This window comes from Streptomyces sp. NPDC043176 (genome assembly GCF_056436715.1).
In genome coordinates, this window is the sequence record NZ_JBWKCA010000013.1 from 1 (window position 1) to 16718 (window position 16718).

The 16718-nt window shown below is 71.0% G+C and carries 8 protein-coding genes, 1 tRNA gene and 1 rRNA gene; 9 read left to right on the forward strand and 1 reads right to left on the reverse strand.

Translation table 11 applies throughout. The features are described from left to right. The first annotated feature begins 133 nt into the window (after window positions 1-133). Together rrf and AC067A_RS21790 are read left to right on the forward strand one after the other, a co-directional pair. Window positions 134-250, forward strand: a 5S ribosomal RNA gene (gene rrf / locus AC067A_RS21785). Between the two features lie 4 nt (window positions 251-254). After that, window positions 255-327: transfer RNA gene (locus tag AC067A_RS21790), tRNA-Thr, on the forward strand. 103 nt (window positions 328-430) lie between these two features. Here the strand turns inward: AC067A_RS21790 and AC067A_RS21795 are convergent. Next, on the reverse strand, window positions 431-3076 hold the full coding sequence (locus AC067A_RS21795) for a SpoIIE family protein phosphatase (protein ID WP_479244146.1): 2646 nt from the start codon (window positions 3074-3076) through the stop codon (window positions 431-433). A gap of 350 nt (window positions 3077-3426) precedes the next feature. On the opposite strand from AC067A_RS21795, the gene AC067A_RS21800 reads away from it, so the two are divergent. The 7 genes from AC067A_RS21800 (at window position 3427) to AC067A_RS21830 (ending at window position 16659) form a co-directional block, all read left to right on the forward strand. Next, window positions 3427-8829: a HAMP domain-containing protein gene (locus tag AC067A_RS21800; protein ID WP_479244306.1), complete on the forward strand. Its 5403-nt coding sequence runs from the start codon at window positions 3427-3429 to the stop codon at window positions 8827-8829. A gap of 295 nt (window positions 8830-9124) precedes the next feature. Next, window positions 9125-9799: a response regulator gene (locus tag AC067A_RS21805; protein ID WP_327164521.1), complete on the forward strand. Its 675-nt coding sequence runs from the start codon at window positions 9125-9127 to the stop codon at window positions 9797-9799. Window positions 9800-9985: 186 nt separating this feature from the next. Then, window positions 9986-12811 (forward strand): DNA translocase FtsK, encoded by a 2826-nt coding sequence (locus tag AC067A_RS21810; protein WP_479244147.1) that lies wholly within the window; start codon window positions 9986-9988, stop codon window positions 12809-12811. Window positions 12812-13058: 247 nt separating this feature from the next. After that, a complete protein-coding gene (locus tag AC067A_RS21815) occupies window positions 13059-13886 on the forward strand; it encodes a helix-turn-helix domain-containing protein (RefSeq protein ID WP_479244148.1) in 828 nt (275 codons plus the stop codon). 90 nt (window positions 13887-13976) lie between these two features. After that, a complete protein-coding gene (rimO, locus tag AC067A_RS21820) occupies window positions 13977-15470 on the forward strand; it encodes a 30S ribosomal protein S12 methylthiotransferase RimO (RefSeq protein ID WP_479244149.1) in 1494 nt (497 codons plus the stop codon). After that, window positions 15467-16141, forward strand: a complete 675-nt coding sequence (pgsA, locus tag AC067A_RS21825) for a CDP-diacylglycerol--glycerol-3-phosphate 3-phosphatidyltransferase (protein ID WP_479244150.1) — start codon at window positions 15467-15469, stop codon at window positions 16139-16141. Before rimO ends, pgsA begins: the two co-directional genes overlap by 4 nt. Next, entirely contained in the window at window positions 16138-16659 is a 522-nt protein-coding gene (locus tag AC067A_RS21830) for a CinA family protein (protein ID WP_479244151.1), read from the forward strand. Before pgsA ends, AC067A_RS21830 begins: the two co-directional genes overlap by 4 nt. Window positions 16660-16718: the final 59 nt, after the last annotated feature.

Sequence of the window (16718 nt, forward strand, 5' to 3'; positions counted from 1 at the left end):
ATGTGGAAGCCCCGTAAGGGGTGGAGCTGACCGGTACTAATAGGCCGAGGGCTTGTCCTCAGTTGCTCGCGTCCACTGTGTTAGTTCTGAAACAATGAACTCCCGTTGCCGGTCGAGTTCAACTTCATAGAGTTTCGGTGGTCATAGCGTTAGGGAAACGCCCGGTTACATTCCGAACCCGGAAGCTAAGCCTTTCAGCGCCGATGGTACTGCAGGGGGGACCCTGTGGGAGAGTAGGACACCGCCGAACACCTGCCCTTTTAGCTCAGTCGGTAGAGCGTCTCCATGGTAAGGAGAAGGTCAACGGTTCGATTCCGTTAAAGGGCTCCGAAAGAAAAAGGCCCCGCCAATTGGCGGGGCCTTTTTTGCGTTGTCGTGGAGAACGGGCAGCGGGTGGGCCGGCCCTCGGGAGGAGGGCCGGCCGGGTGTGTCAGCTGGGGTCGGGCTCGCGGAGGCGCATGGCGAGGATGGCCATGTCATCGGAGGCGGGGGCCTGGGCGAAGCGCTCGACGGCGCGGAGGATGCGGGAGGTGACCGCGCCGGCCGTCAGGCCCGTACAGGTCTTGAGGACTTCGGCGAGGCCGTCGTCGCCGAGCATCCGGGTGCCCTCGCGGCGTTCCGTCACGCCGTCCGTGACGCAGAGGAGGACGTCGCCGGGTTCGAGGGTGACGGTCTGCTCGTACAGCTCCAGGTCCTCCATGACACCGAGGAGCGGCTGGGGCTCCGCGGCCGGGACCACCGTGCCGTCCGGGCGGAGGCGCAGGGGGAGGGGGTGGCCCGCGCAGACGACCTTGAGGATCGCCGAGCCGTCCGGCTGGGGGCGCATCTCGCCGTAGAGGAGGGTGAGGAAGCGGCTGCGGTCGCCCTCGTCGAGGATCGCCGCGTTGAGCCGCTCCAGGACGGCCGGGCCGCCGAAGCCCTCACGGGCCAGGAGACGCAGGGCGTGACGGGCCAGGCCCGTGACGGCCGCGGCCTGGGGGCCCGTACCGCAGACGTCGCCGATGGCGAAGCCGTAGGCGCCGTCGCGGATGGGGAAGAGGTCGTAGAAGTCGCCCCCGACCTCGTTTCCCTCGCCGGCGGCGCGGTAGATGACGTCGACCTCGACGCCCGGGATCTCGGGGAGGCCGGGCGGGAGGAGGCTGCGCTGGAGGGACTGGCTGATCGCCACGCGCTCGGAGTACAGACGGGCGTTGTCCAGGGCGAGGGCCGCCCGGCGGGAGAGGTCCTCGGCCAGCTCCAGGATCTCCTGGCGGAAGTGGTCCTCGGAGGGGCGGCCGAGCGTCAGCATGCCGATCACCCGGTTGCGGGCGACCAGGGGCAGGACGACGGTCTCGCCGGCGACCGTCCCGGCGGTGGCCAGGGTCATGTCGATGCCGGACGAGAGCGGGCTCGCCGGATGGTCGAGGGCGCGGACCGAGGCGGTGAGCGCGGCCTGGTGGGCGGCGTCGCCCGGGGCGGTCCAGACGCGGGCGCCGAGGGTCGGCACCGGGTCGGGCGGGGCGATGGAGGAGAGCAGCTCCTTGAGGCCGTCGATGCGGTCCTCGTCCTCGTGGAGCACGTACGAGAGGTACGGGTCGGAGGACTGGTCGGCGATCGTGTAGACCGCGCACCAGGTGGCGAGGGTGGGGACCGTCATCTGGGCCATCAGGGCCAGGGTCTGGTCCCGGTCGAGGGTGCCGGCCAGGAGGTCGGAGGCCTCGACGAGGAAGCTGAGGGAGCCGCGGCGCAGGCGCTCGAGCTCGCCGAGGCGGGCGGACTCCACGGCGAGGGCGATGCGGTCGGCGGCGAACTGGAGGCGCAGGGCCTCCTCGTTGGAGTAGCGGTTCGCGGTCTCGGCCGCGACGCCGAGGGAGCCGGTGAGACGGCCCTCGACCTTGAGCGGGACGGTGACGACCGCGCGCATGCCGGTGCCTTCGAGGAGCGGTACGGCACCGGGGACGGCGGCCAGGTCCTCGTGGACGGCGGGCATGCGGGCGGAGCCGTAGCGGCTGGCGCCGGTCTCGACGGGGACGCGGGCGAAGCGCTGGCGGGCGGCGGGGAGGCCGGTGGTCGCGCGTACCTCCAGTTCCGTCTCGTCGTCGGTGGCGAGCAGGAGGAAGGCGGCGTCGCCGTCGAGCATGTCGCGGGCGCGTTCGACCGTGCGCTGGAGGAGGCCGTCGAGGTCGTCGGGGGCGGGGGAGCCGATGAAGACCTCGAAGGGGTCGGCGGTGCGGCTCTCCGAGCCCGGCTCGACGGCGGGGCGCTGCGGGGTCTGGAGGACGGCCCGCTCGTGCTCGCGTACCAGGAGGCAGACGGTGGAGGGCTCGCCCTGGGCGTCGCGGACGCGGAGGTGCGAGGCGTAGACGGGGACGACGCGGCCGTCGGCGCAGCGGATGCCGTAGCTGCCCTCCCAGCGGGAGAGGCGCAGGGCCTCGGCGAGGCCGGTGCCGATGCCGGGGGTGTGGGGCCAGGCGGCGAGGTCGCCGAGGGGCTTGCCGATGACCTGCTCGGAGCCGTATCCGAAGAGGTCCTCGGCGTCCTCGTTCCAGGCGCTGACGGTTCCGGACTCGTCGATCTGGACGACGGCGACGCGGACGCGGCTGTCGGTGACCGGGAGGAGGGCGTCGGGGACGACGGGGCCGGCGGAGCGGGTGCCCACCGGGCGCTGGGCGAGGTCGAGGTGGAACCAGACGTGCTTGCGGGTGGGGGAGTAGTCGACTCCCCAGCGGTGGGCGAGGGCGGCGCAGAGCAGGAGGCCGCGGCCGTTCTCGCGGTCGGGGCTGCCGAGGGAGCGGCCGCTCTGGACGGGGATCTCGCGCTCGGGGTAGCGGTCGGCGACCTCGACGCGGATGCTGTCGTCGGAGCGGAGGCAGAGGACGTCCGCGGCCGTGCCGGCGTGGATGACGGCGTTGGTGACGAGCTCGCTGGTGAGGACGACGGCGTCGTCGACGAGCTCGGGGTGTCCCCACCCCTGGAGGGTGTCCCTGACGAACGCGCGGGCGGCCGCGACGGACCGCCCGACGGGCTCGAAGCTGGCAGTCGCCCGCGCGGTGATCACAGCACTCCTCGTACGCGTCTCGACGCCCGGCTCTGCCATGCTCGGTCTGCCCCTCCCGCTGCCCGGTGGTCGTGCGCGCACCACACCGCCCCCGCCGGGCGGACCGGGGCGGTTGGACAGCCGGAAGCCAGGTTACTTACCTTCACTGTCCGAGCGGATGCCGGTCACCGCTGATTCCGTCCCCGGGGGGTAGGGACGCTGTGCGAAGCTGCCGAACTGTTATCGCCTGGTTCGGTCGCGGTGAAACACTGGGCAGGCTACCGGCGTGAGCCGGAGCGGTACGGTCGACCCCTTTCGGGAGGGACACGGTGGAGTCTGGCACGGCGACGCGGCGTGGCGGCAGTGGCACGCGCGCGAGGGGCGGACGTTCCCGTGGTGGGACGGTGCAGGTGGACGCGGAGGCGCTGGAGCGGCTGTTGGCCGCGCTGGTGTCGATGCGGGACGGGAACTTCCGCAAGCGGCTCACGGCGTCCGGCGACGGGGTCATGGCGGAGATCTCCGCCGTGTTCAACGAGGTCGCGGACCGGCAGATGCACGTGACGGGGGAGTTGTCGCGGGTCCGGCGGGTGGTCGGGCGTGAGGGCAAGCTGTCCGAGCGCCTGGAGGCGGGGGCCAGCGAGGGGGCGTGGGCGGCGGCGATCGAGGCCGCGAACGCGCTCGTGGACGATCTGGCCCGGCCCGTCTCCGAGGTGGGGCGGGTCCTGTCGGCGGTGGCCGAGGGCGACCTGGACCAGCGGATGGACCTGCGTTCGGAGGGTGCCGACGGGACCGTACGGCCGCTGCGCGGGGAGTTCCTGAAGGTCGCGCGTACCGCGAACAACCTGGTCGACCAGCTGTCGGTGTTCGCCTCCGAGGTGACCAGGGTCGCCGTCGAGGTGGGTACCGACGGCAAGCTGGGCGGGCAGGCGCAGGTGCGCGGGGTGTCCGGTTCGTGGAAGGACCTCACGGACTCGGTCAACACGATGGCGAACCGGCTGACGGCCCAGGTGCGGGACATCGCGCTGGTGACGACGGCGGTCGCGGACGGCGACCTGTCGCAGAAGGTCACGGCGAACGTGGCCGGCGAGATGCTGGAGCTGAAGAACACCGTCAACCGGATGGTGGACCAGCTGTCGTCGTTCTCGTCCGAGGTGACCCGCGTCGCGCGCGAGGTGGGCACGGAGGGCGAGCTGGGCGGTCAGGCCGAGGTGGCCGGGGTCGCGGGCGTCTGGAAGGACCTCACCGACTCCGTCAACACGATGGCGGGCAACCTCACCAATCAGGTGAGGGGCATCGCCGAGGTGACGACGGCGGTCGCCAACGGCGATCTGTCGCAGAAGGTGCGGGTCTCCGCGCGCGGTGAGATCGCGCAGCTGGCGGACACGATCAACCAGATGACCGAGACGCTGCGGACGTTCGCCGACGAGGTGACCCGGGTGTCGGGCGAGGTCGGTGCGCAGGGCCTCCTCGGCGGTCAGGCGCAGGTGCCGGGCGCGGCGGGCACGTGGAAGGACCTCACGGACTCCGTCAACACGGTCTTCCGGAACATCACCACGCAGGTGCGGGACATCGCGCAGGTGACGACGGCGGTCGCCAACGGCGACCTGTCGCAGAAGGTCACGGTGGACGTGGCCGGCGAGATGCTGGAGCTGAAGAACACCGTCAACACGATGGTGGACCAGCTGTCGGCCTTCGGTTCCGAGGTGACCCGGGTGGCCCGGGAGGTCGGCGTCGAGGGTCTGCTCGGCGGTCAGGCCGAGGTGCCGGGCGCGGCGGGCACGTGGAAGGACCTCACCGACTCGGTGAACACCGCCTTCCGCAACCTGACCGGTCAGGTGCGGGACATCGCGCAGGTGACGACGGCGGTCGCCAACGGCGACCTGTCGCAGAAGGTCACGGTGGACGTGGCCGGCGAGATGCTGGAGCTGAAGAACACCGTCAACACGATGGTGTCGCAGCTGTCGTCGTTCGCGGACCAGGTGACGCGGATGGCCCGGGACGTGGGCACGGAGGGCCGCCTCGGCGGTCAGGCGCGCGTGGACGGCGTCTCCGGGCGGTGGCGGGAGCTCACCGACTCCGTCAACTTCATGGCCGGCAACCTGACGTCGCAGGTGCGGCAGATCGCCCAGGTGACGACGGCGGTGGCCCGCGGTGACCTGTCGCAGAAGATCGACGTGGACGCGCGCGGCGAGATCCTGGAGCTGAAGAACACCATCAACACGATGGTCGACCAGCTCTCCGCCTTCGCGGACCAGGTGACCCGGGTGGCCCGCGAGGTGGGCACGGACGGGCGGCTGGGCGGTCAGGCGCAGGTGCCCGGCGTGGCCGGGGTGTGGCGGGACCTGACGGACTCGGTGAACGGCATGGCCGGGAACCTCACCACCCAGGTCCGCAACATCGCGCAGGTCGCCACCGCGGTGGCCCGCGGTGACCTGTCGCAGAAGATCGACGTGGACGCGCGCGGCGAGATCCTGGAGCTGAAGAACACCCTCAACACGATGGTGGACCAGCTCTCGAACTTCGCCGAGCAGGTGACCCGGGTGGCCCGCGAGGTGGGCACCGAGGGCATTCTGGGCGGTCAGGCCGAGGTGCAGGGGGTCTCCGGCACTTGGAAGGACCTCACCCAGTCGGTGAACTTCATGGCGAACAACCTCACCATCCAGGTGCGGAACATCGCCGAGGTCACCACGGCCGTCGCCATGGGCGACCTGTCGAAGAAGATCACGGTCGACGCCCGGGGCGAGATCCTGGAGCTGGTGACGACCGTCAACACGATGGTCGACCAGCTGTCCAACTTCGCGGACGAGGTCACGCGCGTGGCCCGCGAGGTGGGTACGGAGGGCATCCTCGGCGGCCAGGCACGCGTGCGCGGTGTCACGGGCACGTGGAAGGACCTCAGCGACAACGTCAACCTGATGGCGAACAACCTGACCAGCCAGGTGCGGAACATCGCCCGGGTCTCGGCGGCCGTCGCCAACGGCGACCTGACGAAGAAGGTGACGGTCGAGGCGCGCGGCGAGGTCGCCGAGCTCGCCGAGACCGTCAACACGATGGTGACGACCCTGTCGTCCTTCGCGGACGAGGTCACGCGTGTCGCCCGTGAGGTGGGTACGGAGGGCGAACTGGGCGGTCAGGCCCGGGTGCCCGGCGTCTCCGGCACCTGGAAGGACCTCACCGAGTCGGTGAACTCGATGGCCTCCAACCTGACCGGTCAGGTGCGCCAGATCGCCGCCGTCACCACCGCCATCGCCAAGGGCGACCTCACCAAGAAGATCGACATCGACGCGCGCGGTGAGATCCAGGAGCTGAAGAACACCATCAACACGATGGTCGACCAGCTGTCCAACTTCGCCGAGGAGGTCACGCGCGTGGCCCGCGAGGTGGGTACGGAGGGCATCCTCGGCGGCCAGGCACGCGTCCGGGACGTCGACGGGACCTGGCGCGACCTGACCGAGTCGGTGAACGAGATGGCCGGGAACCTGACCCGTCAGGTGCGGGCCATCGCGGCCGTCGCCACGGCGGTCACCCGAGGCGACCTCAACCTCAAGATCGACGGCGTGGACGCGGCGGGCGAGATCCAGGCCCTCCAGGACAACATCAACACGATGATCGCGAACCTGCGCGACACCACCCTCGCCAACGAGGAGCAGGACTGGCTGAAGGGCAACCTGGCGCGCATCTCCGGCCTCATGCAGGGCCGCCGGGACCTGGACGACGTCGCCTCGCTCATCATGAGCGAGCTGACGCCGGTGGTCTCGGCCCAGCACGGCGCGTTCTTCGTCGCGATGCCGACCGGTCACGCGCACAGCGACGCCGAACTCGTCGGCGAGGGCGACGGTTCGTACGAGCTGCGCATGCGCGGGAGTTACGGATACTCCACCGGTTCCATGCCGACCTCCTTCCGCCCCGGTGAGACGCTCATCGGGACGGCGGCCGAGGAGAAGCGGACCATCCAGGTCAACGTGCCGCCGGGCTACCTCAAGATCTCGTCGGGGCTCGGCGAGGCCGCGCCCGCGCACGTGATCGTGCTGCCGGTCCTCTTCGAGGGGAAGGTCCTCGGTGTGATCGAGCTGGCGTCGTTCCAGCCGTTCACCCAGATCCAGCGCGACTTCCTCAACCAGCTCGCCGAGCTGATCGCCACCACCGTCAACACCATCAGCGTCAACACCAAGACCGAGGTGCTGCTCCAGCAGTCGCAGGAGCTCACCGAGCAGCTGAAGGAGCGGTCGGCCGAGCTGGAGCACCGGCAGAAGGAGCTCCAGGGCTCCAACCTGGAGCTGGAGGAGAAGGCGGAGCTGCTCGCCCGGCAGAACCGCGACATCGAGGTGAAGAACACCGAGATCGAGGAGGCCCGGCAGGTCCTGGAGGAGCGTGCCGAACAGCTCGCGGTCTCCATGCGCTACAAGTCGGAGTTCCTCGCGAACATGTCGCACGAGCTGCGCACCCCGCTCAACTCGCTTCTGATCCTGGCCAAGTTGCTCGCGGACAACGCCGAGACGAACCTGACGCCGAAGCAGGTCGAGTTCGCGGAGACCATCCACGGGGCGGGTTCGGACCTGCTCCAGCTGATCAACGACATCCTCGACCTGTCCAAGGTCGAGGCGGGCAAGATGGACGTCTCGCCGACGCGGATCGCGCTCGTCCAGCTCGTCGACTACGTCGAGGCCACCTTCCGGCCGCTCACGGCGGAGAAGGGGCTCGACTTCTCGGTGCGGGTCTCGCCGGAGCTGCCGGCGACGCTCCACACCGACGAGCAGCGGCTGCTCCAGGTGCTGCGCAACCTCCTGTCCAACGCGGTGAAGTTCACCGACACGGGCGCGGTGGAGCTGGTGATCCGGCCGGCGGGCGCGGACGTGCCGCAGTCGATCCGCGAACAGCTCCTGGAGGCCGGTTCGCTGCGCGATCCGGAGGCGGCGCTGATCGCGTTCTCGGTCACCGACACCGGCATCGGGATCGCGGCCGGCAAGATGCGGGTCATCTTCGAGGCGTTCAAGCAGGCCGACGGCACGACCAGCCGCAAGTACGGCGGTACGGGTCTGGGGCTGTCGATCAGCCGGGAGATCGCGCGGCTGCTCGGCGGCGAGATCTTCGCGGCGAGCGAGCCCGGCCGCGGCTCGACGTTCACCCTCTACCTGCCGCTGAGCCCGACGGAGCTCCCGTCGCACGGGTACGGGCAGGGCGGGACGGACGCCGAGGACCCGCAGCAGGGTGCGGAGGAGGGGACGGGCGGGGCGATCCATCCGTTCCCGCACTTCCCGCCGCCGCCCGTGCGGACCGAGGCGCGGTCCGGCGCCGGGGCGCTGTTCCGGCACCGGCGCAAGGCCGCGGCCGAGGCGACGGGGACGCGGAACGCGGTGCCGGGGCAGTCAGGCGAGCCGGGCGCCCAGGACCGGGCGGAGCAGGAGGTGGAGGTCGAGCCGCGCCGCACCTTCAACTTCTCCGGCGAGCGGGTCCTCATCGTGGACGACGACATCCGCAACGTCTTCGCGCTCACCAGCGTCCTGGAGCAGCACGGTCTCGCGGTGCTGTACGCGGAGAACGGGCGGGAGGGCATCGAGGTCCTGGAGCAGAACGACGACGTGACGGTCGTCCTGATGGACATCATGATGCCGGAGATGGACGGGTACGCGACGACGACCGCGATCCGGCGGATGCCGCAGTTCGCCGGCCTCCCGATCATCGCCCTGACGGCGAAGGCGATGAAGGGCGACAAGGAGAAGGCGATCGAGTCGGGCGCCTCGGCGTACGTGACCAAGCCGGTCGACCCCGATCACCTGCTGTCGGTCATGGAGCAGTGGATGCGGGGCGAGTGAGCCGTGCCCGGGGGTCGGCGCGGTGCTCCGCGCGGACCCCCGGGCTTCCGCTGACGGAACGTCGCCACGGGCGTGTGAGAGGGCGGTGTACGGGGAACCTTCTGGTCTCCCACCGCGTTTCTGCTACGTGCACAGTGACATCGCGGTGACAGGGTGTGGCGACGGGCAGGGTGCGGCTACGATGACCGGCACAAGGACGGACGGCGTTACGGAGTCGTCTTCTGGGGCGGCGCCCGGTGCTTCCCCCGGTTCCGGGAGCCGGGGCGAGCCGTTGCCGGGACGAGGAGGACGGGGCATGGTGCAGAAGGCCAAGATCCTCCTGGTCGATGACCGGCCGGAGAATCTGCTGGCGCTGGAGGCCATTCTCTCCGCGCTCGATCAGACGCTGGTGCGGGCATCGTCCGGGGAGGAAGCGCTCAAGGCGCTGTTGACGGACGACTTCGCGGTCATCCTGCTCGACGTCCAGATGCCGGGAATGGACGGATTCGAGACCGCCGCGCACATCAAGCGGCGCGAGCGGACCCGGGACATCCCGATCATCTTCCTCACCGCCATCAACCACGGCCCGCACCACACCTTCCGCGGGTACGCGGCCGGGGCGGTCGACTACATCTCCAAGCCGTTCGACCCGTGGGTGCTGCGCGCCAAGGTCTCCGTCTTCGTCGAGCTCTACATGAAGAACTGCAAGCTGCGCGAGCAGGCCGCCCTGCTGCGGCTGCAGTTGGAGGGCGGTGGCGAGGGCGGCCAGGGCAAGGAGGCCGCGGGTCTCCTCGCCGAGCTCTCCGCGCGGCTCGCGGCGGTCGAGGAGCAGGCGGAGGCGCTGTCGAAGCAGCTCGACGACGACTCCGCCGACGCGGCCGCCGTCGCCACCGCCGCGCACCTGGAGCGCAAGCTCACCGGTCTGCGCCGCGCCCTCGACGCGCTGGAGCCCGGCACGGGCGCCGCGCCCACGCTGCCCGCCCAGGGCTGAGCCGGCGCGCCCGGGGCCGGCCGGGCGCGGGCCCGTGGTCGACCGTGTCGACCGCGGGAGCTCCTGCCTGACGTAGCGTCACCCTTGTCCGGTTTGTTGTGATCGGGCGTCAGTACCGTGCCGTGGCGCGGGCGACACGTTCGGGTGAGGCGGACAGCCCGTGGCTTCACCGGTAACCTCAGCACCATGGCTTCACGTACGTCCGGCAAGGGTTCCCAGGGCACGGCGGGCGCCGCGAAGCCGCGCGCCGGCCGTACGGCGGGCGCCGCGAAGAAGGCGGCACCCGCGAAGTCCCCCGCCAAACCGCCCGCCAGGAAGGCGCCGGCGAAGAAGGCCGTGCCCGCCAAGCGGGCTCCCGCGCGGAAGACGGCGGCGAAGAAGGCCGCCCCGCGGCCGGCCCCGTCGCCGACCGGCGGCGTCTACCGGCTCGCGCGCGGCGCCTGGCTCGGCCTGGCCCACGGAGTGGGGGCGATGTTCCGAGGGATAGGGCGTGGCGCCAAGGGCCTCGACCCGGCCCACCGCAAGGACGGCCTCGCGCTGCTGCTGCTCGGCCTCGCGCTGATCGTCGCCGCCGGCACCTGGTCCAACCTGCGCGGGCCGGTCGGCGACCTCGTCGAGATGCTGGTGACCGGGTCCTTCGGCCGACTCGACCTGCTGGTTCCGCTGCTGCTCGGCGCGATCGGCGTCCGGCTCATCCTCTATCCGGAGAAGCCCGAGGCCAACGGCCGGATCAGCATCGGCCTCTCCGCCCTCGTCATCGGCGTCCTCGGCCAGGTGCACATCGCCTGCGGTTCGCCGGGGCGCGGCGACGGCAGCGCGGTCATGCAGGACGCCGGCGGCCTCATCGGCTGGGCGGCCTCGCAGCCCCTCGTCTTCATGATGGGTGAGGTCCTCGCCGTCCCGATGCTGGTGCTGCTCACCGTCTTCGGCCTGCTCGTCGTCACCGCCACCCCGGTCAACGCGATCCCGCAGCGGCTGCGCGCCCTCGGCGCCAGGCTCGGCATCGTCGAACCCGCGTACGACCCGGCGGAGGCCGAGGGGTACGACGGACGGGAGGGGTACGACGAGGAATGGCGGGACGCCGGTCCGCAGCCCGCCCGGCCCCGGCCCGCCCGCCGCCGCGCCCACGGCCCCGCGGAGCCGTACGACGTGGACCGGGCGGAGGCGGCGGTGCCGGAGCGCCGCGGCCGGTCCGCGCGCCGCTCCGCCGAGGCGCCCGCCTTCGACCTCGGCATGGACCCGGTGGACGTCGCCGCGGCCGCGGCCGCCGCGCTCGACGGCGCCGTGCTCAACGGCATGCCGCCGTCGCCGATCGTCGCCGACCTCACCAGGGACGTCACCGCCGACCGGGCCGCCGCCGTGGCCGCGACCGCCGCGGAACAGGCCGAGAAGGCCGGCAAGGCGCCGTCGGCCACGCCCGTACCGCCCGCGCGCGGCGGTGACCGGCGCCCCGGCGGAGGCGTACCCGACCTGACCAAGCCGGCGCCCGAGCCGACCGACCTGCCGCCCCGGGCCGAGCAGCTCCAGCTCGCCGGCGACATCACGTACGCGCTGCCCTCGCTCGACCTCCTGGAGCGCGGCGGGCCGGGCAAGACGCGCAGCGCCGCCAACGACGCCGTCGTGGACGCGCTCACCAACGTCTTCACCGAGTTCAAGGTCGACGCGGCCGTCACCGGCTTCACCCGCGGCCCGACGGTCACGCGGTACGAGGTCGAGCTCGGCCCCGCCGTGAAGGTCGAGAAGATCACGGCCCTCACCAAGAACATCGCGTACGCCGTGGCCTCGCCCGACGTGCGGATCATCTCGCCGATCCCCGGCAAGTCCGCGGTGGGCATCGAGATCCCGAACAGCGACCGCGAGATGGTCAACCTCGGCGACGTGCTGCGCCTCGCGGCCGCGGCGGAGGACGACCACCCGATGCTCGTCGCGCTCGGCAAGAACGTCGAGGGCGGCTACGAGATGGCCAACCTGGCGAAGATGCCGCACGTCCTGGTCGCCGGTGCCACCGGCTCCGGAAAGTCCTCGTGCATCAACTGCCTGATCACGTCGATCATGATAAGAGCGACCCCCGAGGACGTCCGGATGGTGCTGGTCGACCCCAAGCGGGTCGAGCTCACCGCCTACGAGGGCATCCCGCACCTGATCACGCCGATCATCACCAACCCCAAGCGGGCCGCCGAGGCGCTCCAGTGGGTGGTGAAGGAGATGGACCTCCGCTACGACGACCTGGCGGCGTTCGGCTACCGGCACATCGACGACTTCAACCAGGCGATCCGGGACGGGAAGATCAAGCTGCCCGAGGGCAGCGAGCGCGAGCTGAACCCCTACCCGTACCTCCTGGTGATCGTCGACGAGCTCGCCGACCTGATGATGGTCGCGCCGAGGGACGTCGAGGACTCGATCGTCCGCATCACCCAGCTGGCCCGAGCGGCCGGCATCCACCTGGTGCTCGCCACCCAGCGGCCGTCGGTGGACGTCGTCACCGGTCTGATCAAGGCGAACGTGCCCTCACGGCTCGCCTTCGCCACCTCCTCGCTCGCCGACAGCCGCGTCATCCTCGACCAGCCCGGCGCCGAGAAGCTGATCGGCAAGGGCGACGGCCTCTTCCTGCCGATGGGCGCCAACAAGCCCGTCCGCATGCAGGGCGCGTTCGTCACCGAGCACGAGGTCGCGGCCGTCGTGCAGCACTGCAAGGACCAGATGACCCCGGTCTTCCGGGAGGACGTCACCGTCGGCCAGCGGCAGAAGAAGGAGATCGACGAGGACATCGGCGACGACCTGGACCTGCTGTGCCAGGCCGCCGAGCTGGTCGTCTCCACCCAGTTCGGCTCCACCTCGATGCTCCAGCGCAAGCTGCGCGTCGGCTTCGCCAAGGCCGGCCGCCTGATGGACCTGATGGAGTCGCGGAACATCGTCGGCCCGAGCGAGGGTTCGAAGGCGCGGGACGTCCTGGTGAAGCCCGACGAACTGGACGGCGTGCTGGCCGTGATCCGGGGGGAGACGGGGGCGTAGACCCGTCCGGAGCAACGTGCGTGTGGCGGTGGGGAGGCCGGGTACCTGATCGAGACCGGGCCGAGACTCACTCGTAAGGGAACGGTGGGCAACCGTTTCCCCTGGCCGTACGTCAAGTTGGACGGTGGGACAGAAGGAAGTCCCAGCCTCATGGCGTACAAACAGCACCCGCCCGGTTGCCCCACCCTTTCGTACCACCCATAGACTGAACGTCCAGCAGGTGGCTACACGCTCGAAAGGCGCTCTCGTGTCCATCGGCAACTCCCCCGAAGACGACCGGACGTTCCCGGCAGACGACCGGGACTCGATCGGTCGCGCTCTCCAGCAGGCCCGAATCGCCGCCGGTCTCACCGTCGAAGAGGTCAGTGCCTCCACCCGTGTCCGGATTCCGATCGTGCACGCGATCGAGGAGGACGACTTCTCGCGCTGCGGCGGCGACGTCTACGCCCGCGGCCACATCCGTACCCTCGCGCGCGCCGTCGGGCTCGATCCGGCCGCGCTGATCGAGCAGTACGACGCCGAGCACGGTGGCCGTCCCGCGCCCACCCCCGCCGCCCCGCTGTTCGAGGCGGAACGTATCCGCCCCGAGCCGCGCCGGCCCAACTGGACCGCCGCGATGGTGGCGGCCATCGTCGCCGTCGTCGGCTTCGTCGGCTTCACGATGTTCAACGGCAACGAGGCTCCGAAGGGGACCACCGCTGCCGACGGCGGCCCGGCCCCCGCGCCGGAGAAGGCGACCTCCGCCGCCAAGCCGAAGCCGGTCAAGCCCGTCGCCCCGAAGCCCACCGAGAGCGCGATCGCCGCCGTCCCGCAGGACAAGGTCACGGTCAAGCTCACCGCCGTCGACGACAAGAGCTGGATCTCGGCCAAGGCGCACGACGGCAAGCTGCTCTTCGACGGCCTCCTCCTCAAGGGCGAGTCGAAGACCTACCAGGACGACGAGCGCATCGACCTGGTCCTCGGCAACGCCGGCGCGATCGAGCTGTACGTGAACGGCAAGAAGGTCGCGGACAAGTTCGAATCCGGCCAGGTCGAGCGGCTGACCTACACCAAGGGCGACCCCGAGGCCGGCTGAGCCGCGCCGCCCGGGCCGTGATGTGACCTCCGTCGCGCAGGTGAACCCTGCGCGACGGGGGAACGGCCGGGACGAAGTAGTCTTGAGTCCATGCCCGAACGCCGTACCGTCGCCCTTGTCACTCTTGGCTGCGCCCGTAACGAGGTGGACTCGGAGGAGCTTGCAGGCCGCTTGGCAGCGGACGGCTGGGAGCTCGTCGAGAACGCCGAGGACGCGGACGTCGCCGTCGTCAACACCTGTGGATTCGTCGAGGCCGCCAAGAAGGACTCCGTCGACGCCCTCCTCGAAGCCAACGATCTGAAGGATCACGGCAAGACCCAGGCCGTCGTCGCCGTCGGCTGCATGGCCGAGCGGTACGGCAAGGAGCTCGCCGAGGCCCTCCCGGAGGCCGACGGCGTCCTGGGCTTCGACGACTACGCCGACATCTCCAACCGCCTCCAGACCATCCTCAGCGGTGGCAGTGTCGAGGCCCACACCCCGCGTGACCGGCGCAAGCTGCTGCCGCTGTCGCCCGTCGAGCGCCAGGAGGCGGCCGCGGCCGTCGCCCTGCCGGGACACGGCGACTCCGCCGAGGCCCCCGTCGACGCCCCCGCCGACCTTCCCGAGGGGCTCGCCCCGGCCTCCGGGCCCCGCGCGCCGCTCCGCCGCCGGCTCGACACCAGCCCCGTCGCCTCGGTCAAGCTCGCCTCCGGCTGCGACCGCCGCTGCTCCTTCTGCGCCATCCCCTCCTTCCGCGGCTCCTTCGTCTCGCGCCGTCCCTCGGACGTGCTGAACGAGACGCGCTGGCTCGCCGAGCAGGGCGTGAAGGAGGTCATGCTGGTCTCCGAGAACAACACCTCCTACGGCAAGGACCTCGGTGACATCCGGCTCCTGGAGAGCCTGCTGCCCGAGCTGGCCGCCGTCGACGGCATCGAGCGCGTCCGCGTCAGCTACCTCCAGCCCGCCGAGATGCGGCCGGGCCTCATCGACGTCCTGACGTCGACCGACAAGGTCGTGCCCTACTTCGACCTGTCCTTCCAGCACAGCGCCCCGGACGTGCTGCGCGCCATGCGCCGCTTCGGCGACACCGACCGCTTCCTGGAGCTCCTGGAGACCATCCGCTCCAAGGCCCCGACGGCCGGTGCCCGCTCCAACTTCATCGTCGGCTTCCCCGGCGAGACCGAGGCGGACTTCGCCGAGCTGGAACGCTTCGTCACCCACGCCCGCCTCGACGCCATCGGCGTCTTCGGCTACTCCGACGAGGACGGCACCGAGGCCGCCACCTACGAGCACAAGCTCGACCAGGAGGTCGTCGACGAGCGTCTCGCCCACCTGTCACGGCTCGCCGAGGAGCTCACCGCGCAGCGCGCGGAGGAGCGCATCGGAGAGACCCTGGAAGTACTCGTCGAGACCCTGGACGAGGAGGACGGCTGGATCGGCCGCGCCGCCCACCAGGCGCCCGAGACGGACGGCCAGGTGTTCCTCACCACGGCCGACGGTACGAGCCCCGACCTGACCCCGGGCCGTATGGTCGGTGCGAAGGTCGTCGGCACGGAAGGCGTCGACCTGGTGGCCGAGTGTCTTTTCGAGGAGGCGGGCAGATGACCGGAGTCCCGGCATCCGCGACGGGCGGGACCGGTAGGCCGGCGCCCCGCGGAAAGCTGGGCGCGGCGGCCGTCAACCAGGCCAGCCTGTGGAACATCGCCAACATCCTCACCATGATCCGGCTCGTGCTCGTGCCGGGCTTCGTGATCCTGCTGTTCCAGGACGGCGGACACGACCCCGCGTGGCGGGCCTGGGCCTGGGCCGCCTTCGCGGTGGCCATGATCACGGACGTCTTCGACGGGCACCTGGCCCGTACGTACAACCTGGTCACCGACTTCGGGAAGATCGCCGACCCGATCGCCGACAAGGCGATCATGGCGGCCGGACTCGTCAGCCTCTCGGTTCTCGGGGACCTGCCCTGGTGGGTGACCGGGGTCATCCTGGCCCGCGAGCTGGGCATCACCCTCATGCGGTTCTGGGTCATCCGGCACGGGGTCATCCCGGCCAGCCGCGGCGGCAAGGTGAAGACGCTCGCCCAGGGCACGGCCGTCGGAATGTACGTCCTGATGCTCACCGGGCCGCTGGCCACCCTGCGCTTCTGGGTGATGGCCGTGGCCGTCGTGCTGACGGTCGTCACCGGTCTGGACTATGTGCGACAGGCCGTCGTACTCCGGCGCAAGGGGCTCGCCGCGGAGCGCGCGGCGGCACGGCCGGAGGCATCGGCACGATGACCGAGGCCGCCCGGGTACTGGCGCTGCTCGCGGAGCGTGATCACACGCTGGCCGCGGCGGAGTCGCTCACGGGCGGTCTGGTGGCCGCCGAGCTCACCGGCGTACCCGGCGCGTCCCAGGCCTTCCGGGGGTCCGTCACGGCCTACGCCACCACCCTCAAGCACGAGCTCCTCGGCGTCGACCGCGCCCTCCTCGCGGAGCGCGGAGCGGTGGACCCGGAGGTCGCGCTGCAGATGGCGGCCGGTGTACGGGACCGGCTCGGCGCCGACTGGGGCATCTCGACGACCGGGGTCGCGGGGCCCGACCCGCAGGACGGCCAGGCCGTCGGAACCGTCTACGTGGCGGTCGCGGGGCCGGTCGCGACGGGCGCCCGGGCCGGGAAAGTGGTCTCGTTGCGGTTGAACGGCGACCGCGCGGACATCCGTAGAGAGAGCGTACGGAGCGTGTTGGAACTGCTCCTTGAGGAACTCTCGGGAAATGCGCGGGCACAGGATACGGAACACAACGGGGGGAATTGATGTTTGCAGCCCTGAGTGAACACGACATCGCTCCCCGCACGGCCGCAGCGCGAGGCGGT